The sequence below is a fragment of the uncultured Merdimmobilis sp. genome (assembly GCF_902471145.1).
Classification (GTDB): domain Bacteria; phylum Bacillota; class Clostridia; order Oscillospirales; family Ruminococcaceae; genus Merdimmobilis; species Merdimmobilis hominis.
In genome coordinates this window covers 81,814-105,522 of sequence record NZ_CABRJC010000002.1, presented here as the reverse complement: position 1 = coordinate 105,522, position 23,709 = coordinate 81,814, and the positions used below count along the sequence as shown (strand labels likewise).

Below are 23,709 nucleotides of genomic sequence, written 5' to 3'. Positions count from 1 at the left end.
GCGATCTCTCCTTGGTGCGCTTCTGTGTGCAACAGGGAAAGGCCCCGGTGATGGGGGTACTTTCCCCCACCGGCCTGGACTGGGAGCCATATGGGGAACTGCCCTTCCTGGAGCTGGTCAACATCTATGCCCACCGGGCCTTTGAACTATTGGAGGCCGGGGTTTCCGCCCTTTGGGTGGAGGGCGCCCTCTCCCTTGGGGAAGCGCGGGCAGCGGTGTTAGGCGCCCGGCAGACCGGTCTGCCCATCCACCTGACCATGGCGGTGGACGCGGACGGGGAAAGCCCCCAGAACGCCGATGTATTGGCTTCCCTAGTCACCCTCCAGGGGTTGGGAATTCAGTCTTTTGGCCTTGCCTTCACCGGCGGGGAAGAAGACCTGTTGGATTTGGTGGAGCATCTCATCCCTCATGCCAGGATTCCCCTGGCCGTATGCCTCCCCCTTCTCGCGCCCGAAGAGTTGGCACGGCTGACCCGGGAATTGTTGTCCCGGGGGGTGTCCCGGTTCTACACTGCCGCCGGAATGGGGAAAGAGGCCCTTCTTCTGCTCACCAGCCTCTTCGCCCAAGCCTTTTCCCTCCCCCCAGCAGAAGAAGAAACCTTGGCCGCCTGTGCCGATCAAACCTTTTTCCTGCGGGAAGACATGGCTTATTCCGACCTGCTGGAGTGCTCGGTGGACATGGCCGACCAGGTGATCTCCGCCGAGGACTCCGGGTGCGAAATCCTGCAGATCCACATTGGAAGCCTGGACGACGCCTACCAATTCGGCCTCAACGCAGACATGATGCGGCTGCCGGTTTCTTTGGTGGCCGATAATGTGGAGGCGCTGGAAACCGCCCTCATCTACTACAACGGCCGGGCCATTATCGACAGCCTGTGCGACTTGGATGAGGAGACTATCTCCACCCTGGCCAAGGGCTACAACGCCCTGGTTCTATAATCCCATTCCGGGAAAGGAACATTCCCCCATGAAAGCTTTCTTCGCGCTGTTGCTGCCCCTTTGCCTGATTGTGGCCGGGTGCAGCCAGAATCCCCCTTCTTCCAGCGCTCCGCCAGCGGATGACGTCTTATCTTTCGCGCCGGTGGAGTCCTCATCCCAGGAGGCTTCGCCTGCCTTGCAGCGCGCCCAGGCGAAGAAAGAGAAAATCCTGGCCGCCATCCAGGAGAAAATCGCCCAGTATCAGGCCGGCCAGGTGGTCAACGATCCGCTGGAACTCCGGTTCGAGCCCTTCCCCGAGGGGGAGGCGTATCCCATTGTGGATTCGGTGGAAGATTTTTTCTTGGAGGAAGGGAATGAGATGTTCGGTGCAACTGCCATCCTCCCTTTGCAGCAGCACAACATGTATTTCTACCTGGACTGCTACGCCCAATCGCCTCAAGATGATGGGGTGTGGGGTGTCAGCGCCGTAGGTTTCTCCCCCATTCAGCAGTAAAACAACATACAAAAGGGCCGCCCCTTCGGGGCGGCCCTTTTACTGTCCTCTATGGGCAACAGTTTTTTATCCAGACTGCAAACAGATGGGCGGCGCCCGGCCACCCAGTCAAAGCTAGACTATTTCTCTGCCCGGTAATACCGGTCAAAAGCCGCTTTGATGTCTGCGGAACATCACGTCCCCTTGGGATTTTTCACCTTGCAGTCGCAGTGACGCATAGCCCCGGTTACCCGGATCACCTCGGCGACAGTCGATGCGCCGCCGCGGATTGCCTCCCGGATGTCCTCTTCGGTGACCTTGTCACAATAACAGATATAGTTGGGTGCATCCACAGATTTATCCTCCCTTATTTTTCAGCCTTTCAAATTCCTTTCCAGCAGCCGTTCATACAACCGCAGGTACTCCTTTGCGGAGCGGTCCCAGCTGAAATCCTCCTTCATGGCGCGCTGCACCAGTTCCTCCCACTTTTTCTTATCCCGGTAATCCCGCTGGGCGCGGAGCACCGCGTCCATCATGTGGTGGGCATTGTAAGACTGGAAGGTGTACCCATTGCCCCAGCCGCCCCCTAGATCGGTGATAGAGTCCTTGAGGCCGCCGGTCTCCCGGACGATGGGCAGGGTGCCGTACCGCAGGCACTGCATCTGGGCCAGGCCGCATGGCTCGCTTTGGGAGGGCATCAGGAACACGTCCGCCCCCGCGTAAATCCGGCGGGAGAGGGCGGGGACAAACCCACAGTAAAAGGCCACCCGGCCAGGGTAGCGCTGCTGCATCTTCCCGAAGAAACGCTGGTATTCCTCATCCCCGGAACCCAAGATGGCCACCGATACCCCTTGGTTGACCAAGTCTCCCAAAACCCGCTTCACCAGGTCAAGGCCCTTGTGGGCCACCAAGCGGGTCACCATGCCCACCAGCATCCGGTCCGGGTCCACGGTGAGGCCCATCTCCCGCTGGAGCGCCTCTTTGCAGGCCCGCTTGCCAGCTATGGCGTCTTCGGCCCCATAGTGGACCGGGATATCCGGGTCGGCGCTTGGATCATAGGCCCGGTTGTCAATGCCGTTTAAGATGCCAGTTAGCTTGTAGTTATTCTCCCGGATGAGGGGGTCCAAGCCATGGGCATACCAAGGGTCCTGGATCTCATGGGCATAGGTGGGGCTGACGGTGGTGAGAGCATCGCACTGCTCAATGGCGGATTTCATCAGGTTGACGCAGCCATCGTATTCCAAAAGGACCTGGCATTCCCGGGGGACGCCCAGCACATCGCCGGCAAACCCCATGCCATACTGCCCTTGGTACTGGATATTGTGGATGGTGAACACCGTCTTGACCTCCCGCAGCTTTTCCACCCCTTGGTAAAAGAGCTTCCGGTTCAGGATAACCATGGCGGACTGCCAATCGTTGCAGTGAAGGATGTCCGGGGTAAAGTCGATGTGGCAAAGCATTTCCAGCGCCGCTTTGGAGAAAAAGGCGAACCGCTCCCCATCGTCGAAATCCCCATAGACAGAATCCCGCTTAAAATAATACTCGTTGTCCAGCAGGTAGTAGGTCACCCCATCCAGCTGGCACTCGTATACCCCACAGTACTGGCTGCGCCAGGCCAGGGGTACCTGAAATTCGGCGATGCGCCGCATCTTTCTGCGAAAGCCTTCCCCCACCTGCTGGTACAGGGGGAGTACCACCCGGCAGTCTACCCCGGCGCGGCAGAGGGCGGGGGGCAGGGAGCCCGCTACATCCGCCAGGCCGCCGGTTGCCACAAAAGGCCGGGCCTCGCTGGCAATATACAAAATCTTCATAACAAGGCCCCCTTACACAATGCTTCCCTTGGCGATGAACACCGGATAGGTGGCAAAGCCCATCAAAATCCGGCTGTCTTTAATCAGCACATTTTTGTCAGTGATGACATAATCCAGATTGGCCCCTTCGCCGATGGTGCTGCCCTGCATGATGATGGAGTTTTTCACCACCGCATCCTTGCCGATCTTCACCCCCCGGAAGATGATGGAGTTTTCCACCCTTCCTTCTATAACCGCACCGTCAGCCACAAAGCTGTTGCTGGCAGAGGCGGAAAGCCCATACCGGGCAGGGGGTTCGTCCCGCACTTTGGTGTAGATAGGGCGCTCCTTTAAAAAGAGGGCCTTGCGGACATCCTGGCTCAGCAGCTCCATATTGGAGGCATAGAAACTTTTCAGGCTGCACACCTTGCGGGCAAACCCGGTGAACTCATACCCCTGGATATGCAGGGTGCCTACGCTGCCCTGGAGCAGGTCCCGGGAGAAGGAGTACAGGTTCCGGCTGGAAAGATCGCTGACCAGCCGCTCCAACAGGTTTTTCTTCATGACGCAGACATCCAGGTAGGAATTCTGCTCCCCATGGAACTGGTTGCCCAGCCGCACTCCAGTGACCCGCCCGCTTTCATCCAGATCGAGGAGGGCGGTGTCGGGGACAATTTCCCCATTCAAAGTCTCCTTTTGATAAACCACAGTGATGTCCGCCCCGGTCTCCTCATGATAGGCCAGTATCTTTTCATAATCCATGTTGGCGATGAGGCTGCCGTCCGCGATGATCACATATTCCGACAGGGAGTGGCGGATAAAGCTCATGGCGCCGAACAACGCCTCCAGCCGTCCCCGGTAGATGCCGGAGTTGGCGTGGCCAAAGGGGGGGAGAATCCGCAGGCCGCCCCGTTTGCGGGCCAAATCCCAGTCCTTGCCGTTGCCCACATGGTCCATCAGGGACTGGTAGTTGCTCTTGGCGATGATGCCAACATCCTCCACCCCGGAGTTTACCATGTTGGATAAGGTGAAGTCGATGAGCCGGTACCGCCCGCCAAAGGGGACCGAGCCGGTGGTGCGCTTTTCGGTCAGCACGCCCAGCTGTTCATCGTGCACATTGGAGAAGATGATTCCCAGGGTTGCATTCTCTCTCATCTTAGCATTCCTCCCCTGCGACGTCCTGGTCGACCATTGCTTTGGCGGCGACCACTGCGCCGGCACCCACATGGACCCCTTCCGCGATGACCGCAATGCCCCACTGGTCTTTGTCGATGATGTTTTCTGGCCGGACGCCCACCCGGGCCCCCTTGCCGATGACGGCGTTCTCCCCGATGATGGCGTATTCCACCACTGCGCCTTCTTCAATCACTGCGCCGGGCATGACGATGGAATCCCGGACGATCGCCCCTTGCTGCACCGTGACCCCAGCAAACAGCACCGAGAAGTCGATGACGCCCGCCACTTCGCAGCCCTCGGTGATCATCGAATTCTGCACGGTGGCCCCCGGATGGACAAAGTGGGGGGTCATCACCGGGTTGCGGGAGTAGATTTTCCAATCGGCATCGCCCAGCACCAGGGGCACGTTGGGGTTCAGTAGGTCCATATTGGCCTCCCACAGGCTGTCGATGGTGCCGACGTCCTTCCAGTACCCATCAAAGGGGTAGGCCACCATCTTCTGGCCAGCGGCCAGCATCTTGGGGATGATGTTCTTCCCAAAGTCATTGCTGGATTTGGGGTCGGCCTCGTCCTCGGTCAGGTAACGGCGCAGGCACTCCCAGGAGAAGATGTAGACCCCCATGGAGGCCAGGGTGCTCTTGGGCTCTTTGGGCTTCTCTTCAAAATCGTAGATGGTGCCCTCCTCGTCAGCGCTCATAATGCCGAAGCGGCTGGCCTCCTCCAAGGGGACGTCCAGCACTGCTATGGTGCAGTCAGCCCCTTTCTCCTTGTGGACCCGCAGCATTTTGGAGTAATCCATCTTATAGATGTGGTCGCCCGAGAGGATGGCCACATATTCCGGCTGGTACCGGTCGATGAAGTTGATATTCTGGTAAATGGCGTTGGCTGTACCCCGGTACCAATCCGACCCAGAGCTCTTTTGATAAGGGGGCAGCACATGTACCCCCCCGTTGCTCCGGTCCAGGTCCCAGGGCTCCCCGTTGCCCAGATAATCATTGAGCACCAGGGGCTGGTACTGGGTCAGCACCCCCACCGTATCGATGCCAGAGTTGACGCAGTTGGACAGGGGAAAATCAATGATGCGGTATTTGCCGCCAAAAGGAACCGCCGGCTTGGCCAGGTTCCGGGTCAGGGCGTAGAGGCGGCTTCCTTGCCCTCCGGCCAGCAGCATGGCGATCCATTCTTTTTTGCGAAACATGTTGAAACCTCCCCGAGCGATATTGGGATATACATAAAACAAATCCAGGCAGCCGGTTGTTCTCCTTTGCCGGATTGTGGCGAACTTACAGGTTCTCCTCCCGGTCCGGCTTGCGGGCCCGCCGGGCGGCGCGGGGTTTGCGGGGGCTCTCCGCCGCCAGATACAGGGTGGACATCGGCGGGATCGTCAGCTCCACTGATTGATCAAACCCGTGCATGGGGACCTTCTCACAAGGGTAAAGGGGCGGATGGACAACGCCGGTCCCTCCATAGAAGAACTCGTCGGAGTGGAACACCACCCGGTAGCCCTTGGCATCTGGGACACCGATCCGGTACTTCTCCCGCAGAACCGGGGCAAAGTTGCACAGGCAGATCAGTTCCTTCCCCTTTCGGTCGATGCGCCGGAAGACGATGATGTTCTGGGCGTTATCGTCATTGGCGATCCACTGGAACCCCTCCCAGCTGTCATCCACCTGCCAGAGGGCGGCATTCTTTTGATAGAACCGGTTCAGGTCCCGCACATACCGCTGCAATTCCTGGTGGCGCGGGTAGGAGAGCAGGAGCCAATCCAATTCCTTTTTATAATCCCACTCGATGAACTGGCCGAACTCGCTGCCCATAAATAGGAGCTTTTTGCCTGGGTGAGCCATCATATACCCAAGAAAAGCCCGCACCCCGGCGAATTTTTGATCGTATGCCCCCGGCATCCGGCCGATGAGGGAGCCCTTTCCATGGACCACCTCGTCATGGGAGATAGGCAATATGTAGTTTTCACTGAAGGCGTACATCAGGCTGAAGGTTAGCTTGTCGTGGCACCCCGCCCGGAACAAGGGATCGGTGGAAAGGTAGGAGAGGATGTCGTTCATCCACCCCATATTCCACTTGAGGGTGAAGCCAAGGCCCCCGTCGTAGGGCGGCTTGGTGACCAGCGGCCAGGTGGTGGATTCCTCGGCGATGGTGAGGACATCCGGATGGGCGGAGAGCACCGCGGTGTTCATCCCCCGCAGAAGGGCCACCGCCTCCAGGTTTTCCCTGCCTCCGTGGATGTTGGGGGTCCACTCCTGCCGGCCATAGTCCAGATAGAGCATCGACGCCACCGCATCCACCCGCAGGCCGTCCACGTGGTACTCCTCCACCCAGAACATCGCCGAGGAGATGAGGAAGCTTACCACCTCCCTGCGGCCGTAGTCAAACACCCGGGTCCCCCAGCCAGCGTGCTCCTGCTTTTTGGGGTGCCTGTATTCATAGCAGCACTCCCCGTCGAATTCATAGAGGCCGCAGCCGTCTTTGGGGAAGTGGGCGGGAACCCAATCCAGAATCACCCCCAGCCCAGCCTGATGGCATTTATCCACAAAGGCTTTAAACTGCGCCGGGGTGCCATAGCGGGAGGTGGGGGCAAAATATCCAGTCACCTGGTACCCCCAGGAGCCGTCATAGGGGTACTCGGTCACCGGCATCAGTTCCAAGTGGGTGTACCCCATCCCCTTGGCGTAGGGGATCAGCTCCTGGGCCAGCTTTTCGTAATCAAAGGGCTCCCCGTCGGGGTAGCGCCGCCAGGAGCCCAAATGCACCTCATAGATGTTGAGGGGGCTGTGGAGATGATCCTTTTCCCGCCGTGCGGCCAGCCACTTCTCATCCTTCCAGGCATACCCCTCCAGGTCGTAGAACCGGGAAGCGGTGCCAGGCGCGGTCTCGCTGTGGAAGGCGTAGGGGTCCGCCTTCAAAAACTCCCGCCCGTCAGCGGCAGTGATGGCGTATTTATATAAGGCAAAGGGCTCTACGCCGGAGACATACCCTTCCCAAACGCCCCCTTCCCCCACTGGGGACAAGGGGTGCTTGTGGGAATCCCAGCTGTTGAAATCCCCCACCACCGAAACCTGTTGAGCATGGGGGGCCCACACCCGGAACATCGCCCCCTTTCCCCTTCCCCGGCGGGCGGGGTGGGCGCCCAGATACTCCCAGGCGCGGCAGTTGCTTCCCCCGTGAAAATCTGAAAGAGCCTGCCGTTCTTTTTTGCTCCTTGGAGCCATCGCGGCACCTCCTTTTCCTCTTTTTTTAATCATACCAGCTTTTTCCTATTTTTTCAAGAAACACCCATGCAAACATACAGAAAATATAGAGAAAAATTCCATAAAATTTAGTAATATTTACAAATTCTTGACCGTTCCCTTCATTCATCAGCGATTATTATACCTGCCTTCCCATGTCGAAACCACCCACACCCTGCCTAGTATCCCGCCGCTCTTTTTTCTTATTGAAAAAGGCGATGGCTCGGCCCGCAGAATAGATATTTTTTATTTGCTTTTTCCCACTCCCCAACCGTAAACTAATCTTGTTGGCTTATGCCGAAAACCGCCTTTTGGGGGCGGTTTTTCATGGAATTACGATAGAATGGATGGGATACAAGATGGAACTAAAAAAAGAGCTGCCCGAAATCTTTGAAGAATTCGCCGAGGCACGGCGCAACTCCTTCATTAGCGCCAAGAAAGTCAAGGACAACAACATACCGATGATCGGCACCTTCTGTACCTATTTCCCTCAGGAGCTGGCCATCGCCATGGGAGCCATTACCGTCAGCCTCTGCTCCACCAGCGATGAGACCATTCCCGACGCGGAGAAAGACCTGCCCCGCAACCTCTGTCCGCTGATCAAATCCAGCTACGGGTTTGCCAAGACCGACAAATGCCCCTACTTCTACTTCTCCGACCTGATCGTGGGCGAAACCACCTGCGACGGCAAAAAGAAGATGTACGAATACCTGGGCCAGTTTAAAAACGTCCATGTGATGAACCTGCCCAACACCCAGAGCGAGGATTCCCTGGTTCTGTGGAAAAAGGAGATCATCCGCCTCAAGGAGGCACTGGAGGCCCAGTTCGGCGTCACCATCACCGAGGACGACATCCGCGCCGCCATCCGCTCCCGCAACGATGTGCGCCGCGCCATGAAGCGGTTTTACTCCCTGTCCAAGCTGGACCCAGTGCCCATGACCGGCGTGGACCAGTACAAGGTCCTGTACGGTTCCACCTTCCGGATGGACCAGCGGATCAAGGAAAACAAGCTGGCCAGCGATATCGATGACATCATCGCTAAGATCATGACAGAGTACGAGACCAACAAGCTGCCCAAGAAGCCCCGTATCCTGGTCACCGGCTGCCCCTTGGGCGGCGTCATGGAAAAGATTGTCGGCGCCATTGAGCAGAACGGGGCCTATGTGGTCTGCTATGAGAACTGCGGCGGCGCCAAAGCGGTGGAAGACCTGGTGGACGAGGAGAACCCCGATGTCTACGACGCCCTGGCCCGCAAATACCTGAACATCGGCTGTTCCTGCATGAGCCCAAACCCCAATCGCATCCTGCTGATGGACCGGCTCATCGACGAATATAAGGTGGATGCGGTGGTGGAGGTCATCCTCCAGGCCTGCCACACCTACAATGTGGAGACTCTGTCCATCAAACGGTTTGTCAACCAGGAAAAGGGCATCCCCTACATGAGCGTAGAGACTGACTTTTCCACCTCTGATGCTGGCCAGCTGAACACCCGTCTTGCCGCCTTCATCGAAATGCTGTAAGGGGTGCGCCATGCTGACATTGGGAATTGATTCCGGCTCCACCACCACCAAAGGAGCCCTCTTTGACGGAACTCAGGTTGTGAGGACCGCCATCCTGCCCACCTCCGCCAACCCGCGGGAGAGTATCCTCGCCCTGTATCACCAGCTCCACTCCCCAGAGGTGACTTTCACCGTCTCCACCGGCTATGGCCGGGATCTGTTGGAGGAGGCTGACCAAAAGGTCACCGAGATCACCTGCCACGCCCGGGGGGCCGCCTATCTCAACCCCGCCACCCGGGTGGTGGTGGACATCGGCGGCCAGGACAGCAAGGTGATCCTCCTGGACAACGGCCTCAACGTGGTGGACTTTTTGATGAATGACAAATGCGCCGCCGGCACTGGCCGGTTTATTGAGGTGATGATGCGGATCTTGGAGGAAGACCTTGCTTCCATCGACGAGTTTGTGGTGGGCAAACACCCGGTCAACATCTCCAGCATGTGCACCGTCTTCGCCGAGAGCGAGATTGTCAGCCTGCTGGCCACCGGAGCTGACCGGGGAGATGTGGCCTTGGGGGTCATCCAATCCATCTGCCGCCGGACCGCCGTCTTCGCCCAGAAGCTCTCCCTCCAGGAGGAGGTCTTTTTCAGCGGGGGGCTGGCCAATTTTGAGAGCTTCCGCTCCACCCTCCAATCCTTCTTGGGCCTGAAGGTAAACACCCACCCCTTGTCCCAATATGCAGGGGCCATCGGGGCCAGTGTTGTCGCCTACAACAAAGCAAAACGGCTGCAACGGGTGTAAGGTATACCACTTACAACTCCAAAAATCCCCTTGGGGGCGCTAATCCAGGCACTCCAAGGGGATTTTTCTTTTGCTTTTGCAGGCGCCGCCTTTATCCCCCTGGCGGCGGCCGAATTTCATTTTCTGCCGGGTTCTTCTATTGGCTGCATCTGTCTTGGTGAAGATCCAGCGCCGCGCCCACAAACCCACAGAACAGCGGGTGGGGCCGGTTGGGACGGGATTTAAACTCCGGGTGGAACTGGACCCCTACATACCACCGGTGGGTGGGGATTTCCACAATTTCCACCAATTTGCCATCGGGGGAAAGTCCTGTCAGCGCCATCCCTGCGGCGGTGATCTCCTCCCGGAACTGGTTATTGAACTCATACCGGTGGCGGTGCCGCTCACTGATAGAGGGCTGGCCGTAGAGGCGGCGGGCCAAGCTCCCCTCCCGGAGTACACATGGGTACCTTCCCAGCCGCATCGTACCGCCCTTTTCGGTGATCTCCCGCTGCTCGTCCATCAGGTGGATGACCGGGTGGGTGGTCTTCTCGTCAAATTCATAGGAATCGGCGTCGGCGTAGCCCAATACGTTGCGGGCAAATTCCACCACCGCCATCTGCATCCCCAGGCAGATGCCCAAATAGGGGATGTCCTTCTCACGGGCGTAGCGGGCGGCCTCCAATTTGCCCTGGATGCCCCGGTTCCCGAATCCGCCGGGCACCAGGATGCCGTCGCACTCCCCAAGAACGGCCGCGGCGTTTTCCCGGGTGACCTCCTCTGCGTTGATCAGCCGGATATCCACCGCCCCATCCTGAGCGGCCCCGGCGTGTTTCAGCGCTTCAAGAATGGAGAGGTAGGCATCGGGCAGGGCCACATATTTGCCCACCACCCCGATGACCGCCTTGTGGGAAGGGTGCTTCATCCGCTCCACCATAGCCTTCCATTCCCGGAGACCCGGCTGTTGATCCGGTAGGCCCAGATGGTGGCAGACTGCCGCGGCCAGCCCCTCCCGTTCCAGCATCAGCGGGGCTTCATATAAGGTGGACAAGGTCAGGTTTTGAATGATGTCTTCTGGCCGGGTGGAACAGAATAAAGCCAGCTTCTCCCGCATTTCCCGGGGAATCTCATACTCGGTGCGGCAGACAATCACTCCCGGCTGAATGCCCAGGGATAGGAGCTCCTTCACCGAGTGCTGGGTAGGCTTGGATTTTAATTCATTGGAGCCGGCGATAAAGGGGATGAGGGTCACATGGATGAACAAGGCGTTCCCACGGCCCACCTCGTTGCCCACCTGGCGGATGGCCTCCAGGAAGGGGAGGCTTTCAATATCCCCCACTGTGCCGCCAATTTCTGTGATGACGATGTCGGCTTCGCCGCTGTTGCCCACCCGGTAGATCCGGTCCTTGATCTCGTTGGTGATGTGGGGGATCACCTGGACTGTTCCGCCCAGGTAGTCCCCCCGGCGCTCCTTCTGGATCACCGTCCAATAGATTTTACCAGTGGTCACGTTGGAATCCACCGAGAGGTTCTCGTCGATGAACCGCTCGTAGTGGCCCAAATCCAGGTCGGTTTCAGCGCCATCCTCGGTGACAAATACCTCCCCGTGCTGGTAGGGGCTCATGGTGCCGGGGTCCACGTTGATGTACGGGTCAAATTTTTGGATGGTCACCCGGTAGCCCCGCTCCTTGAGCAGCCGCCCCAAGGACGCTGCCGTGATGCCCTTCCCCAGGCCGGATACCACACCGCCGGTGACAAAGATGTATTTTACTGACATACGCGAATCCCCCTTTTCTTCTTTCACCCACACCCTGAAAAAATGGGAAACCGCCCCGTCCCCATCCAAATTTGCGGATGGGAAACGCAGGGCGGTGTTTTCAAAGTGCAAGCGTTTCAGCCTTCAGTTTACATTCCCCTTGGGGAAATGGTTTTTTACAAGGTTTTATTTTACATTTTTTTGCACTCTGGGTCAAGCAAAACCTGCAATTTTTCTTTATATTTCCCAAATTATCAGTAAATACCCCTCGGTTTTTGCAACAGATGGCGGTTCGGCATGAGAAAAACCAAGGACAATACCATTTCCCTGTAGAAAAGGGGCACTGGGGGGCGCCGTTCTTCTCTCGGGGCACCCTTTCCCCATTGTATCTGCACACAAAAAAGCAGCCGCCCCAATGGGGCGGCTGCTTTTCATGCAGTCAGCTTTGAAACGGCTTATTATTCTACATCGTAGAGTTTGGCAAGCCGCAGCAGGTGTTTATAACGATCCTCGGCAACGGTTTCCGCCTTGTCGAACAGAACGTCTGCACGATCGGGATAAGCGCGAACCAGCGAGCTGTACCGGACCTCATTGGAGATGAAGTCTTTGTAGCTGGCGGTAGGAGCCTTGGAATCCAGCTGGAAGGGGTTCTTGCCCTCCAGTTTCAGGCGGGGATCGAAGCGGAACATATTCCAGTAACCAGCCTCAACAGCCCGTTTGATCTCAGTCTGGGCGATGGTCATGCCGCCCTTGATGCCGTGGTTGATGCAGGGAGCGTAACCAATGATCAGGGAAGGACCATGGTAGCTCTCCGCCTCGGTGATAGCCTTGATGCACTGGTTGTAATCAGCGCCCATAGCCACCTGGGCAACATAGACGTAGCCGTAGCTCATGGCAATGGCAGCCAGGTCTTTGTTCTTGACCTCTTTACCATTGGCAGCGAACTGGGCAACAGCACCCACAGGGGTGGCCTTGGAAGACTGGCCGCCGGTGTTGGAGTACACCTCGGTGTCGAAGACAAAGACGTTGACATCCTCGCCAGAAGCCAGGACATGGTCCAGGCCGCCGAAGCCGATGTCATATGCCCAGCCGTCGCCGCCGAAGATCCAGACGGATTTCTTGGAGAGGAACTCCGCGTTGTCCAGGACATACTGGCAATCCTCACAGATGGGCTCGTGTTTCAGCAGGGGCAGCAGTTTGGCGACAGCGGCTTTGTTGGCAACGCCGTCTTCCAAAGTGGCCAGGAACTCTTCGCAAGCCTCTTTCTTGCCAGGGGTCTGGGTCTTGCCGGCGATGACCTTGACTCTCTCGATCAGGCTGTCGCGCATGTTCTTCTGAGCCAGGTAAATGCCGTAGCCGTACTCCGCATTGTCCTCAAACAGGCTGTTGCCCCAAGCGGGACCGTGGCCGTCTTTGTTGACGGTGTAGGGAGTAGAGGGAGCAGAACCGCCCCAGATGGAAGAACAACCGGTGGCGTTGGCAATGTACATCCGATCGCCGTACAGCTGGGTGACCAGTTTGGCGTAAGGAGTCTCGCCGCAGCCTGCGCAGGCACCGGAGAACTCAAGCAGAGGCTGCTTGAACTGGCTGCCTTTGACGGTGGTCTCTTTGAACTTGGCAAGAACTTCGGGCTTCACATCCAGGGACTGGCCGTAAGCGGAAACTTCCTGCTGGTCCAGCTGAGAGTCGAGGCTCTGCATGGTGAGGGCCTTGGCGCCCTTCTTGCCGGGGCAGACGTTGGCGCAGGAGCCGCAGCCAGTGCAGTCCAGAACCGAAACAGTCATGGCGAACTTGTAGCCGGGCATACCGGTCATGTCCGCAGTCTTGGTGCCGGCAGGGGCATTAGCGGCCTCCTCCTCGGTCATAGCAAAGGGACGGATGACGGCGTGGGGGCAGACATAGGAGCAGAAGTTGCACTGGATGCAGTTTTCGGGGTTCCAGACAGGGACATCCACAGCGATGCCGCGTTTCTCGTAAGCGGAGGACCCCACAGGGAAGGTGCCGTCCACCATGCCCATGAAGGTGGAAACAGGCAGCTTGTCGCCCTGCTGTGCGTTGACAGGGGTCTGGATGTTGTTGACGTAGTCCACCAGGTCTTTGCGGGAACCGGTGGCAACGGGATGCACGATGGCGCCGGAAGCCTGTTTCCAGGACTCGGGGATCTTGATCTCCTTCACGTCGGTGACACCGCGGTCGATGGCGGCATGGTTCATAGCGACAACTTTTTCGCCCTTCTTGCCGTAGGAAGCGGTGGCTGCATCCTTCATATACTTGACAGCATCCTCAATGGGGATGATGTTGGCCAATTTGAAGAAAGCGGATTGCAGAATGGTGTTGATGCGGCTGCCCAGGCCGATCTCCTTACCGATGGAAATACCGTCGATGGTGTAGAACTTGATGTCGTTCTCCGCCATAAAGCGTTTCACATCGCCGGGCAGTCTCTTCTCGATCTCATCCATATCCCAGCCGCAGTTCAAGAGGAAGGTGCCGCCCTTTTTCAGGTCGGAAACCATGTCGTACTTGTCGATGTAGGAGGGGTTGTGGCAAGCGACAAAATCAGCCTTGCTCACCAAATAGGTGGACTTGATGGGCTGTTTGCCGAAGCGCAGGTGGGAGACGGTTACACCGCCGGATTTTTTGGAGTCATAGGAGAAGTAAGCCTGCGCATACATATCGGTGTGGTCGCCAATGATCTTGATGGAGTTCTTGTTGGCGCCGACGGTACCATCGGAGCCCAGGCCCCAGAATTTGCAGCTGGTGGTGCCTTCGGGGGTAGTGTCAGGCATTTTTACCTCATCCAGGGACAGGTGGGTCACATCGTCCACAATGCCGATGGTGAAGCGCTTCTTGGCATCGGCCTTTTTGGCGTTCTCATACACAGCGGCGATCTGGCCGGGGGTAGTGTCCTTGGAGCCCAGACCGTAGCGGCCGGAGTACACAGGGGTGTTGTGGAACTTGGAATCCCGCAGGGCCAGGACGACATCCAGGTACAGGGGTTCGCCCAGGGAGCCAGGCTCTTTGGTCCGATCCAGAACGGAGATGGTCTTGGCAGTCTCGGGGATGGCGGCGATCAGGTGCTCAGCGCTGAAGGGACGGTACAGGCGTACCTTCACCAGGCCAACTTTGGCGCCAGCGGCGTTCATATGGTCGACGGTCTCCTCGATGGTGTCGCACACCGAGCCCATGGCGACGATGACATGCTCGGCATCGGGGGCGCCGTGGTAGTTGAACAGGCCGTAGTTGGTGCCCAGTTTGGCGTTGATCTTGCCCATGTACTCCTCAACAATGGCGGGAACCGCATCGTAAGCGGAGTTGCAGGCTTCTCTGGCCTGGAAGAAGATGTCCGGGTTCTGAGCGGTGCCGCGCAGGGTGGGACGCTCAGGATTCAGGCAGCTCTTGCGGTAAGCGTTGACCGCATCCATGTCCAGCATCTCTTTGAGGTCTTCGTAGTCCCACATCTCGATCTTCTGGATCTCGTGGGAGGTGCGGAAGCCGTCGAAGAAGTGCAGGAAGGGCACTCTGCCTTTGATGGCGGCCAAGTGAGCGACAGCGCCCAGGTCCATGACCTCCTGCACGCCGCCGGAAGCGAGCATTGCAAAGCCGGTCTGACGGCAGGCGTAGATGTCGGAGTGGTCGCCGAAGATGGACAGCGCGTGGGAAGCGATGGCGCGGGCGGACACGTGGATTACTGCGGGCAGCTGCTCGCCAGCAATTTTATACATATTGGGGATCATGAGGAGAAGGCCCTGGGAAGCGGTGAAGGTGGTGGTCAGGGCGCCGCCTGCCAAAGAACCGTGCACGGTTCCGGCTGCGCCGGCCTCAGACTGCATCTCCACGATTTTGACCTTCTGGCCAAAGACGTTTTTACGGCCGTCTGCAGACCATTTGTCGGATACTTCCGCCATGACGGAAGACGGCGTAATGGGGTAGATGGCAGCAAGGTCTGTAAACGCATACGCTACATGTGCAGCGGCGTTGTTGCCATCCATGGTCTTCATTTTTCTTGCCATGTTTTTTGTTCCTCCCTTTGGATTTTTGGGCGTTCCCGCAAATTCGGGACATGCCATTCTTTGGATACTTACCCATATAGATTCTATCATTTCTCCCCTCTAATGTAAAGAGAACAGAGGGTCTTTTGGTCGATTGAAAGCCAATTTTGAAAAATATTTATCACCCTTCCCCGCCAGCCCCGCTGCCCCTATGCGGCAAATTGACAGTGCCGGGTAAACCATGTATAATTTGGTAGGAAAGCGGTTTTCCGCAAATATCAGTCTTAATAGGTTAAGGAGATGCTTTATGGACCCCGACGGTACTATTGCCCCGCTTCTATTGACCCTTTTCATCTTAGTGGCGGCCAGCGCCTTTTTTTCCATGTGCGAATCCGCCATGGTCACCCTCAGCGACAGCCGGCTCAAACGCCTGGTGGAGGACGGCGACAACCGGGCGCGCAAACTCCTGGATAAGCTGGACCACCCCTCCCGGTTTTTGGCCACCGTACAGGCCGGCGTCACCCTGTGCGGCCTCTTTGCTGCCGGCCTGGTGTGCGACCGGTTCGCCGGTGTGGCGGTCAATGCTTTGGCTGGCCACGGCATAGCCAGCCCCTGGCTCCACCCCCTCGCTGTCTTTTTAATCACATTGGTTCTCGCCTTTGTGCTGTTGGTGTTCGGCAAACTGCTGCCCAAGCGGCTGGCCGCTTCCCGGCCGGAGAAGATCTCCTTCTCCCTTATTGGCCCTTACGGCTTCTTTGCCGCCCTGCTACTGCCCTTTGTGGCTGCGGCAGAAGGCTTCGCCGGCCTGCTGCTGCGGATGTTGGGCCACAGCCCCGATGAGGAACCAGAGGAGGTCACCGAGGAAGAAATCCGCATGATGGTGGATGTGGGCGAGGAAAAAGGCGTCATCGAACAAAGCGAGAAGGACATGATCAACAACATCTTCGAGTTTGACGACCGCTCGGTGGCAGCCGTGATGACCCACCGGACCGAGACCACCGCTGTGGAAGCCACCGCCTCCCTGGAGGAGATCGTCCAGGTGGCCATGGAAACCGGTTATTCCCGCATACCGGTGTATGAGGACGACCTGGACAACATCATCGGCATCATCTATGCCAAGGACCTTTTGCAGTTTATCGGCAGCGAACGGGAGTTTAACATCCACAACTGCATGCGCCCGCCCCTTTTCATCCCTGAATCCACCCGCTGCACCGAGCTGTTTAAAGAGCTGAAAAGCCGCAAGCTGCAAATGGCAGTGATTGTAGATGAATACGGCGGCACTTACGGTATTGTCACCATGGAGGACTTGCTGGAATCCATCGTGGGCAATATCCAGGATGAATACGACAACGAAGCGGAGGAGATCTCCGTCCAACCGGACGGCGCCGTGACTTTTGATGGTTCAGTGTCCCTGGACGAGGTGGAGCGGCAGCTGGGCATCGAATTTGAAGACGACGTGGACTCGGAGACTCTGAGCGGCGTCCTCACTGACAAGCTGGGGCGCATCCCCAAAGCGGGGGAACACCCCCAGGTTACCATTCAAAACACCCTTTTCACCGTGGTGGAAATGGATGGCCGCCGGATCTCGAAAATCCGCGCTGAAACCCTGCCCGACGACGGGCAGGATGAACCGGTATAAAAGAGCGAAAACGCAGTTTGCCCTGTGGTCAAACTGCCGGAAAGGAATCTCACCGACTATGAACCCTTTGACCCGCCTGTTTTCCATTGTCTTCACCGTCGCCTGGTTGATTGTCTGCTTCGGTGCGGCCATCTTCCTGGGGAAGCTGCTCCCCGGGTATGTGGGCTTTTTCGCCAGCATCATCCTGTGGGCAGTGTTGTTTGCCACCCCGTTTTATATCCTCCGCCGCCGGACAGATGCCCGGGCCAAGGAGACCCCTTTGGTGGAATACATCGCATCCAAACTCCCCAAGCGCCCGCCGGACCACATCCTGATCCAGGAGAAAAATGTGATGATCGATCAGGTGGGCCTGGTGTTTGAAACTGCCGGTTATGAAAACCTCAACCGGGACCAGTGCCGGGATCTGGCGCTGAAGCTGTTCGAACGGCTGGGGGAGCAGTATGAGACCTTCGCCCTCTTCTTCAGCGAAGAGGATGGCCTCAACTACCGCCCTGTGGTTCGGGGCGAAGTAGAAGCCGATGGGCAAGGGGTGTTCCGGGCGTATTTAGTCCGTCACAAGAGCGTGATGGATTAACCGTTTTCCATTTTTTCCCGGCCCATGGGGGAAAAATCTGGTGGGGTGCAAGTTTTCCCCGCTTTTCAGGCACTGAAAAACAAAGGGGGGAGGGTACGCCCTCCCCTCTTTTTTCGCAGATAGAACCAAGTATACACCTTGAAAGGAGTGTTTGTATGAAAAAGGCGCTGATTTTGTTGACCGCAGCCGCGTTGCTGCTCACCGCCTGCGCAGGCAGTGGGAACCCCTCCAGTGAAGGTTCTTCCCAGCAGTCCAGCCAGTCCTCCCCTGAAGCCGCTCCTGTCACCGCCGAGGAGCTGATCGAACCCGCTATGGAAGCCTATACCTGGTGCATGGTCTACAGCCTCCCCTGCGACCCCAACGACGCCGTTTCCCTGGATGGATGGCCCGCCTACCGGGTCACCGACCCCCGCTTCCCCGACTACGATTCCCTATATCGTTATCTGACCGGAATTTTCTCCCAGGAGATGGTGGACAACACCCTCCTCTCCGGGGGGAATTATGTGAATGTGGACGGCGCCCTCTACAGCCATGACGGAGCGCGGGGCTCCAACATCTTTGTCGGCGGGGTGACCTATGCCATGGGTGAGGAAACCGACACCCGCCGGGAGATCATCGCTTCGGTGGAGTACCTGGTGGACCCTGCCGCCGAGACACCTGAGGTGGAAAAGGTCGAGGAATACACCTTTGTCCAGGAAAAAATCGATGGGAAATGGCTCTTCACCCAGTTCCCTTACTTTTATTAACCCCGTAGGAGGGTACCCGCTGTGAAACGCCTTCTCCCCTTTCTTTTCGCCCTCCTGTTTCTGTTGCCAGGCTGTAACCCAACCCCAAAGACGCCGGAGGAGCTGGTCGCCCCTGCCATGGAGGCTTATGGATGGTTTGTCACCGGCGGCCTCCATTACCAGGCGGAGGAAGTCTGGGTCGAGGGAGATAGCTCCCCCTGGCACCAGGTAGACGACTCCCGCTTCCCCGACTACCAATCCTTCTACCGCTATCTCACCGGCATCTTCCCCCAGGAGATGGTGGACGGCACCCTTCTGGCCGGGGGCAACTACCGGGAACTGGATGGCAAACTGTATACCCGGGGCAATATCCGGGAGAAAAACCGCTTCATTGGCGGCGCCGATTACGCCCTGGTTTCCGAAACCGATTCCCGCCGGGAGATCATGGCCACTGCCTATTTTGTCAAGGGTGCCCAGGAATACCTTTTCGTCCAGGAGAAGGTCGACGGCAAGTGGCTCTTTACCCAGTTCCCTTACTTCTATTAGGGCGGGCAACATCACTTCAAAACAAAGGAGATCCCTGTGAAAAAATTACTGATTAGCCTCCTTGCGGCGGCGGCCTTATCTGCATTTTTAGGCGGATGCCGCTCCACTCCCCCTGCGGAGGAGAACCTTCCTTCCAGCCAAGGCTCCTCCCAATCCCTGTCATCCCAGCCGGAGGGGGCCTCCAGCCCAATGGAGGACTTCTTATCCTCTACTCCGTCTCAAACGGGCGGCAGCTATGCCGCCCAACCGGCCCCAGAATCCACCCCTCCCGCTGTACCCCAGGAGAGCAGTTCCCAGGATGCGGAACAACAACCCAGCAGCAATTCTTCTGCCGGCAAGCCCCAGGAGGGTTCTTCTCCATCCTCCGCACCGGAAGAGGGGAGTTCCCTGATTGGAACCTACCTGCCCCAGGAGGACCTGGGTGCCATCCGTCTCACCCTGACCCTCCAAGAGGGGGATCAATACACGCTGAAGCTCTCCGCCTTCCTGCTGTCCGGCACAGTGAGCGGCAGCTACGCCGTCAACGGCAGCCAGGTCTCTTTGGCGGCGGAGGCGGTGAATCTGCCCGGCTACTCGGCGGAAAATGTGGGCAGCCTGGAAGTCACCCTCCAGGAAGACGGCTCTCTGTTCTACCCCTGCGGCGATTTTGTGGCCCAAGTGGGAATCACCCAGGAATCCATCACCTTTGTCAAGGAATAACTGCACATAAAAAGGGCCGGGGACTCGAGTCCCCGGCCCTTTTTATGCCTTATTTTTGGATTTTCTGGAACTCCACCAAATATCCATTGGGATCGTGGATGAAGAAGGAATACACCGGGAATACCGGGTGAAGCTGGGGAGCGCCCATGGTCTCCACCCCATGGCTGGTGATCCGCTGGTAATAGGCATCCACATCGGCATTGTCCGCACAGTTGTGGGACAGGCAGATGCTGCTGGCCAGCGGGCGGCCATCGTCGTATTGGCAGAACCCCCAGTAGCCGTAGCCGGTATCGATCAGCCGGGTGCTGCCCAGGTCTTTGGCTACTGTGAGGCCGATGACCTCGGTGTAGAACTTGGTGGTCTCCTCCAAATTGATGCAGGGCAAAAAGATGATGCTGGATTCAATCGCCATATGAAAACTCCTCTCCAGTTTGGAATTGATCTCATTATACCACAAATCCACACTGGGGAGAAAGATTCCGCCCATGTCCAGCCCGGTTTCTACACAACAAAAAAAGGAGAGGCAAAAGCCTCTCCTTTTCCATTTCTATTAAACAATGATTTTTTTCCACTTGCCGGAGTTGAAACGGAACAGAACCAAGGTAGAACGGATCAGCTGGTCCACAGCGATGGCCACCCAGGCACCCAGTAGGCCCATATTCATCGAGTTGATGAGGAAGATGGCCAGCAAAGGGCGGACGACCAAAACGGTGAGGAAGGTGATGTAAGCGGTGGCACGGGTATCGCCGGCGCCGCGCAGCGCACCTGCCAGGATGAACTGGCTGGACTGGAGCGGCTGGGTAATGGCCACGATCATCAGCATCTTGGCGCCTTCCGCCACGATCATCGGGTCGTCGTTGTACAACGCCACGATGGGACCGCCAAAGAAGAAGAAGACCACACCCAGGAACAGGGAGACCATCATGCCGAGGCGCCTTGCCCGGTGGCAATATGCCTGCGCCAGGTCGGGGCGCTTTTTCCCCAAGCTTTGGCCCATCAGGCTGGTGGCAGAGGTGGCAAAGGCCTGGCCATTCATAAACGACAGCGCTTGGATATTCATGCACACCTGATGGGTGGCGAAAGCCACAGTTCCCAAACCAGCCACGGTCTTGGAGAAGATGATCATACCGGCCCGCATCAAAAGCTGTTCAATCATGGCGGGGATACCAACGTTGACAATGCGTTTGATCATCGGCAGGTCGAACTTGAAGCTGTCACCCCGCTTGATCCGCAGGTAAGATTTAGGCCGCAGAATCATATACACAGCGATGCCGAAGGCCACAAACTGGCCCAGGATGGTGGCCAGCGAAGCGCCGACAACCTCCAGGCGGGGGAAGCCCAGGTTGCCGCCAATGAGCAGGTAGTTGAAGATGACGTTGACCACATTGGCGATGATGTTGTAAATCATGGCAATACGGCTGTTGCCGATGCCACGCATGGTGGCGGTGACAACGCTGGTCAGTGCCACGGCGGGGATGCCGATCATCTGAATGCGCAGGTACTGGGTGCCGCCGATGAGGGTGGCCTCCTCGGTGGAGCCCATAAACTGGATCAATTGAGGCGCAAAGATGTAGCCTACCACCGCTGCAATGGTGGAAAGTATGAGGGAGAGCACCAGAGCCTGGCGCAGGATCACGTTGGCATTCTCCTGATCGCCGGCGCCCTTAAACCGGGCAACCATAGCGGTGGCTCCCACGTTCAGAGCCATGAACATGGTCATGACAAGGAATTTAGGCTGGGTGGAAAGGCCGACACTGGTCAATGCCCAGGCGCCCAACTGGCCCACCATCATCAGGTCGACCATCGAAGCGAGCTGTGTCAAAAGCAGCTCGACGCAGGAGGGCCATGCGATTTGAATGACATCGTTGTACAGCTGGCGGGAGGTGTATCCCTCAGGGATTGCCTTGGTCACCCGTTCGTGGTGAATGGGATGATCCGGATCGGCAAGCGCCCTCTCCCGTTCCAGCTCCGCCTCGGTAGGCGTGCTGACTTGTTTATTTTCTTCCATGCACACTGGGCGGACTCCCGCCCATGATCACTCCTTTTCCCTAGATTGAAAAGAAACCGGCAATTCCCCTAGAAGCCGGCCATAAAACTGCTCTCACTTTTCTTTTTTATCTTAACACAATTAAGTAACAAAATATATAGACATTATTTACAAATAGCCGAAACAGTTAATTGGGTGAATTTTCCCGCTGTAAAGATTGTTAAAAAAATACTGGGCATAGTTGTAGAAAATTCAATTGCTATTTTAGGGAATATACACTATAATCAAGGTGCAATCTGCGGCAGTCCTGTCCAGGGGCCCATTCCATCCAGGGAGTGCCCTCACCCACCCACACATACATAAATTTTTTCTCTTTCCCCGTTCATCCGGCCAAAGATGCAACAAAACGGCTATTCTATGCCACTATATCCATAACAATTGAGAAACTTGTTTTTTTAAGGAGGTTTCTATGAAACGATCCATCGCGCAGAAAGCGCTCGCCCTCGTGCTGTCCGCCATGCTCTTGCTGGCTCCGCTCTCCGGCTGCCAAGGGCGGGATGACCCGTCGGAACCCTCGTCTTCTTCCCAGAGCTCCAGTGAGGAGCCGTCCTCCAGCAGCGAGGAGCTGGAGGAAAGCAGCTCCCAGGAGGAAAGCAGCAGCTCCTCGAAAGCGGAGCCTTCCTCTGTCCCTCCGGTCACCTCATCCTCGTCTTCTTCCCCCGCATCCAGCTCCACCCCTGCCCCGGCGGCTTCCACTGTCAAGCCCTTCGCCATCCCCGCTGGATCGGTGACCAAGGTAGTAGTCTCAAATGGCGGCCACGAGACCTATGACGACGTGATCACCGTCACCGGGCAGGAGGACATTACTGCCCTGGTGCAGCTGTTCAACGGCTTTGCCGACAGCGTCCAGAAGGAACGCATCAATCCCCCCACCGGCGGCCTGATAAGCAAAGTGGACTTCTATTACAGCGACGGCTCGGTGGCTTCTTATGGTTATCACTGCAGCCCCGCCCAAAGCAGCTTTTACTTCTCCACCGGCGGCCAGTCCTCCCAGTACACCACCAACAGCCCGGCCGGGATGCTGGTCAACGAAATCCCGGAGAAGATGCTGAAAAAATACCCCACCAACTCCTCTTACTTCAACTATAACGGGCCGGCCAAAGGCTGGATTTTGGACAATCAGAACATGCTCTACTTCCCCCTGACCCAGGGGGAGACCAGCCAGATCCTGGCGGCCATGCGCAACTTTGGCACGGTAACGGTCAGTGAGGTGGACCCTGGACCGGAAGGCTGGTCCAGCACCATCCGCATCGCCCGGCAGAATGCCACCGAAGATATTTACGACTATGAGTGCCACAGCACCGGCATCGCTGTAGATGGCGGCAAGTTCTTCCTGGTGGACACCGGCCGTCTCAATGCCCTCTACTCCCTGCGGGATTCGCTGATAAACCGGACTACTGGCATCCCCCAGTGGCTGGTGGTGATGAACGCCTCCCGGGCCACCAACATGCAGATTACCGCGGGCGGCAAGGTGTACTCCACCGATTCCAGGGATATTATCGCCGACGTGGCTGCCCTGTTGAAGCAGCTCTCCTGCCACACTGGAACCTTGAAGAATCCCTCGGATGGCGATTTCTCCGGCATCTCTGCGGAGCTGCGGCGGATTGATCTGGATTTTGACACCGGTACCCGCTATACCATTACCTTCCATGAGAATGGGGAACTGGTCATCGCCGCCACTGGCATGGACTTTATGTGCGTGTACCAGGCGGTCAGCGGCCAATCCCTTTCGGCCCTGCAAAGCCGGGTGGACGCTTTAGCTGCCCAGGGGACTGCGGCCGCCTAACCCAGGCACCAAACCCTCAAATCCTTCATAGTATGACACCGGGGCGGCGG

General features: G+C 57.5%; 19 protein-coding genes. 10 read left to right on the top strand and 9 right to left on the bottom strand.

Annotation, left to right across the window (positions count from 1 at the left end; translation table 11 throughout):
* Positions 1 to 26: 26 nt before the first annotated feature.
* Both RDQ42_RS01875 and RDQ42_RS01870 read left to right on the top strand, forming a co-directional pair.
* Positions 27 to 938, top strand: a complete 912-nt coding sequence (locus RDQ42_RS01875) for a homocysteine S-methyltransferase family protein (protein WP_195254499.1) — start codon at positions 27 to 29, stop codon at positions 936 to 938.
* Between the two features lie 28 nt (positions 939 to 966).
* Positions 967 to 1,431: a hypothetical protein gene (locus RDQ42_RS01870; RefSeq protein WP_231358691.1), complete on the top strand. Its 465-nt coding sequence runs from the start codon at positions 967 to 969 to the stop codon at positions 1,429 to 1,431.
* A gap of 173 nt (positions 1,432 to 1,604) precedes the next feature.
* On the opposite strand, the gene RDQ42_RS01865 is transcribed toward RDQ42_RS01870, so the two are convergent.
* From RDQ42_RS01865 to glgB, 5 genes are all read right to left on the bottom strand, one after another.
* Complete coding sequence (locus tag RDQ42_RS01865; protein ID WP_204211281.1) at positions 1,605 to 1,763, bottom strand: (2Fe-2S)-binding protein; 159 nt, start codon at positions 1,761 to 1,763, stop codon at positions 1,605 to 1,607.
* 21 nt (positions 1,764 to 1,784) lie between these two features.
* A complete protein-coding gene (locus RDQ42_RS01860) occupies positions 1,785 to 3,221 on the bottom strand; it encodes a glycogen synthase (RefSeq protein ID WP_054332007.1) in 1,437 nt (478 codons plus the stop codon).
* A 12-nt stretch (positions 3,222 to 3,233) separates the two neighbouring features.
* A complete protein-coding gene (glgD, locus tag RDQ42_RS01855; protein WP_054332008.1) occupies positions 3,234 to 4,355 on the bottom strand; it encodes a glucose-1-phosphate adenylyltransferase subunit GlgD in 1,122 nt (373 codons plus the stop codon).
* A gap of 1 nt (position 4,356) precedes the next feature.
* The gene (locus tag RDQ42_RS01850) at positions 4,357 to 5,574 is read right to left on the bottom strand and encodes a glucose-1-phosphate adenylyltransferase (protein WP_308588178.1); all 1,218 of its coding nucleotides are present in this window, start codon (positions 5,572 to 5,574) and stop codon (positions 4,357 to 4,359) included.
* 85 nt (positions 5,575 to 5,659) lie between these two features.
* Positions 5,660 to 7,603, bottom strand: coding sequence for a 1,4-alpha-glucan branching protein GlgB (glgB, locus tag RDQ42_RS01845; protein ID WP_308588176.1), 1,944 nt, complete (start codon positions 7,601 to 7,603; stop codon positions 5,660 to 5,662).
* Positions 7,604 to 7,980: 377 nt separating this feature from the next.
* Here glgB and RDQ42_RS01840 point away from each other — a divergent pair, with 377 nt between their 5' ends.
* Together RDQ42_RS01840 and RDQ42_RS01835 are read left to right on the top strand one after the other, a co-directional pair.
* Positions 7,981 to 9,141 (top strand): double-cubane-cluster-containing anaerobic reductase, encoded by a 1,161-nt coding sequence (locus tag RDQ42_RS01840; RefSeq protein ID WP_071428417.1) that lies wholly within the window; start codon positions 7,981 to 7,983, stop codon positions 9,139 to 9,141.
* 10 nt (positions 9,142 to 9,151) lie between these two features.
* Positions 9,152 to 9,919: an acyl-CoA dehydratase activase gene (locus RDQ42_RS01835; RefSeq protein ID WP_054332011.1), complete on the top strand. Its 768-nt coding sequence runs from the start codon at positions 9,152 to 9,154 to the stop codon at positions 9,917 to 9,919.
* Between the two features lie 136 nt (positions 9,920 to 10,055).
* Here the strand turns inward: RDQ42_RS01835 and RDQ42_RS01830 are convergent, their stop codons facing one another.
* Both RDQ42_RS01830 and nifJ read right to left on the bottom strand, forming a co-directional pair.
* Positions 10,056 to 11,675, bottom strand: coding sequence for a CTP synthase (locus tag RDQ42_RS01830; RefSeq protein WP_308588174.1), 1,620 nt, complete (start codon positions 11,673 to 11,675; stop codon positions 10,056 to 10,058).
* A 437-nt stretch (positions 11,676 to 12,112) separates the two neighbouring features.
* Positions 12,113 to 15,664: a pyruvate:ferredoxin (flavodoxin) oxidoreductase gene (gene nifJ, locus RDQ42_RS01825; RefSeq protein ID WP_195254496.1), complete on the bottom strand. Its 3,552-nt coding sequence runs from the start codon at positions 15,662 to 15,664 to the stop codon at positions 12,113 to 12,115.
* A 286-nt stretch (positions 15,665 to 15,950) separates the two neighbouring features.
* Between nifJ and RDQ42_RS01820 the strand changes: the two genes are divergently transcribed.
* From RDQ42_RS01820 to RDQ42_RS01800, 5 genes are all read left to right on the top strand, one after another.
* Positions 15,951 to 17,282: a hemolysin family protein gene (locus tag RDQ42_RS01820; RefSeq protein WP_231358689.1), complete on the top strand. Its 1,332-nt coding sequence runs from the start codon at positions 15,951 to 15,953 to the stop codon at positions 17,280 to 17,282.
* 58 nt (positions 17,283 to 17,340) lie between these two features.
* Positions 17,341 to 17,856: a hypothetical protein gene (locus RDQ42_RS01815; RefSeq protein WP_231358688.1), complete on the top strand. Its 516-nt coding sequence runs from the start codon at positions 17,341 to 17,343 to the stop codon at positions 17,854 to 17,856.
* Positions 17,857 to 18,011: 155 nt separating this feature from the next.
* Entirely contained in the window at positions 18,012 to 18,602 is a 591-nt protein-coding gene (locus RDQ42_RS01810) for a hypothetical protein (RefSeq protein WP_054332015.1), read from the top strand.
* A 21-nt stretch (positions 18,603 to 18,623) separates the two neighbouring features.
* Complete coding sequence (locus RDQ42_RS01805; RefSeq protein WP_231358687.1) at positions 18,624 to 19,127, top strand: hypothetical protein; 504 nt, start codon at positions 18,624 to 18,626, stop codon at positions 19,125 to 19,127.
* A 36-nt stretch (positions 19,128 to 19,163) separates the two neighbouring features.
* On the top strand, positions 19,164 to 19,826 hold the full coding sequence (locus RDQ42_RS01800) for a hypothetical protein (protein ID WP_054332017.1): 663 nt from the start codon (positions 19,164 to 19,166) through the stop codon (positions 19,824 to 19,826).
* A gap of 49 nt (positions 19,827 to 19,875) precedes the next feature.
* Here the strand turns inward: RDQ42_RS01800 and RDQ42_RS01795 are convergent, their stop codons facing one another.
* Both RDQ42_RS01795 and RDQ42_RS01790 read right to left on the bottom strand, forming a co-directional pair.
* Positions 19,876 to 20,238, bottom strand: a complete 363-nt coding sequence (locus tag RDQ42_RS01795; protein WP_071427423.1) for a VOC family protein — start codon at positions 20,236 to 20,238, stop codon at positions 19,876 to 19,878.
* Between the two features lie 138 nt (positions 20,239 to 20,376).
* Complete coding sequence (locus RDQ42_RS01790) at positions 20,377 to 21,834, bottom strand: MATE family efflux transporter (RefSeq protein ID WP_231358686.1); 1,458 nt, start codon at positions 21,832 to 21,834, stop codon at positions 20,377 to 20,379.
* A 448-nt stretch (positions 21,835 to 22,282) separates the two neighbouring features.
* On the opposite strand from RDQ42_RS01790, the gene RDQ42_RS01785 reads away from it, so the two are divergent.
* Positions 22,283 to 23,659: a hypothetical protein gene (locus tag RDQ42_RS01785; RefSeq protein ID WP_231358685.1), complete on the top strand. Its 1,377-nt coding sequence runs from the start codon at positions 22,283 to 22,285 to the stop codon at positions 23,657 to 23,659.
* Positions 23,660 to 23,709: the final 50 nt, after the last annotated feature.

Excerpts from the sequence above, each read along its gene's own strand:
- RDQ42_RS01815 (WP_231358688.1), top strand. The coding sequence starts at position 17,341 with ATGAACCCTTTGACCCGCCTGTTTTCCATTGTCTTCACCGTCGCCTGG.
- RDQ42_RS01850 (WP_308588178.1), bottom strand. The coding sequence starts at position 5,574 with ATGTTTCGCAAAAAAGAATGGATCGCCATGCTGCTGGCCGGAGGGCAA.
- RDQ42_RS01820 (WP_231358689.1), top strand. The coding sequence starts at position 15,951 with ATGGACCCCGACGGTACTATTGCCCCGCTTCTATTGACCCTTTTCATC.
- glgD (WP_054332008.1), bottom strand. The coding sequence starts at position 4,355 with ATGAGAGAGAATGCAACCCTGGGAATCATCTTCTCCAATGTGCACGAT.
- nifJ (WP_195254496.1), bottom strand. The coding sequence starts at position 15,664 with ATGGCAAGAAAAATGAAGACCATGGATGGCAACAACGCCGCTGCACAT.
- RDQ42_RS01810 (WP_054332015.1), top strand. The coding sequence starts at position 18,012 with ATGAAAAAGGCGCTGATTTTGTTGACCGCAGCCGCGTTGCTGCTCACC.
- RDQ42_RS01840 (WP_071428417.1), top strand. The coding sequence starts at position 7,981 with ATGGAACTAAAAAAAGAGCTGCCCGAAATCTTTGAAGAATTCGCCGAG.
- RDQ42_RS01835 (WP_054332011.1), top strand. The coding sequence starts at position 9,152 with ATGCTGACATTGGGAATTGATTCCGGCTCCACCACCACCAAAGGAGCC.
- RDQ42_RS01795 (WP_071427423.1), bottom strand. The coding sequence starts at position 20,238 with ATGGCGATTGAATCCAGCATCATCTTTTTGCCCTGCATCAATTTGGAG.
- RDQ42_RS01785 (WP_231358685.1), top strand. The coding sequence starts at position 22,283 with ATGAAACGATCCATCGCGCAGAAAGCGCTCGCCCTCGTGCTGTCCGCC.
- RDQ42_RS01870 (WP_231358691.1), top strand. The coding sequence starts at position 967 with ATGAAAGCTTTCTTCGCGCTGTTGCTGCCCCTTTGCCTGATTGTGGCC.
- glgB (WP_308588176.1), bottom strand. The coding sequence starts at position 7,603 with ATGGCTCCAAGGAGCAAAAAAGAACGGCAGGCTCTTTCAGATTTTCAC.
- RDQ42_RS01790 (WP_231358686.1), bottom strand. The coding sequence starts at position 21,834 with ATGGAAGAAAATAAACAAGTCAGCACGCCTACCGAGGCGGAGCTGGAA.
- RDQ42_RS01860 (WP_054332007.1), bottom strand. The coding sequence starts at position 3,221 with ATGAAGATTTTGTATATTGCCAGCGAGGCCCGGCCTTTTGTGGCAACC.
- RDQ42_RS01830 (WP_308588174.1), bottom strand. The coding sequence starts at position 11,675 with ATGTCAGTAAAATACATCTTTGTCACCGGCGGTGTGGTATCCGGCCTG.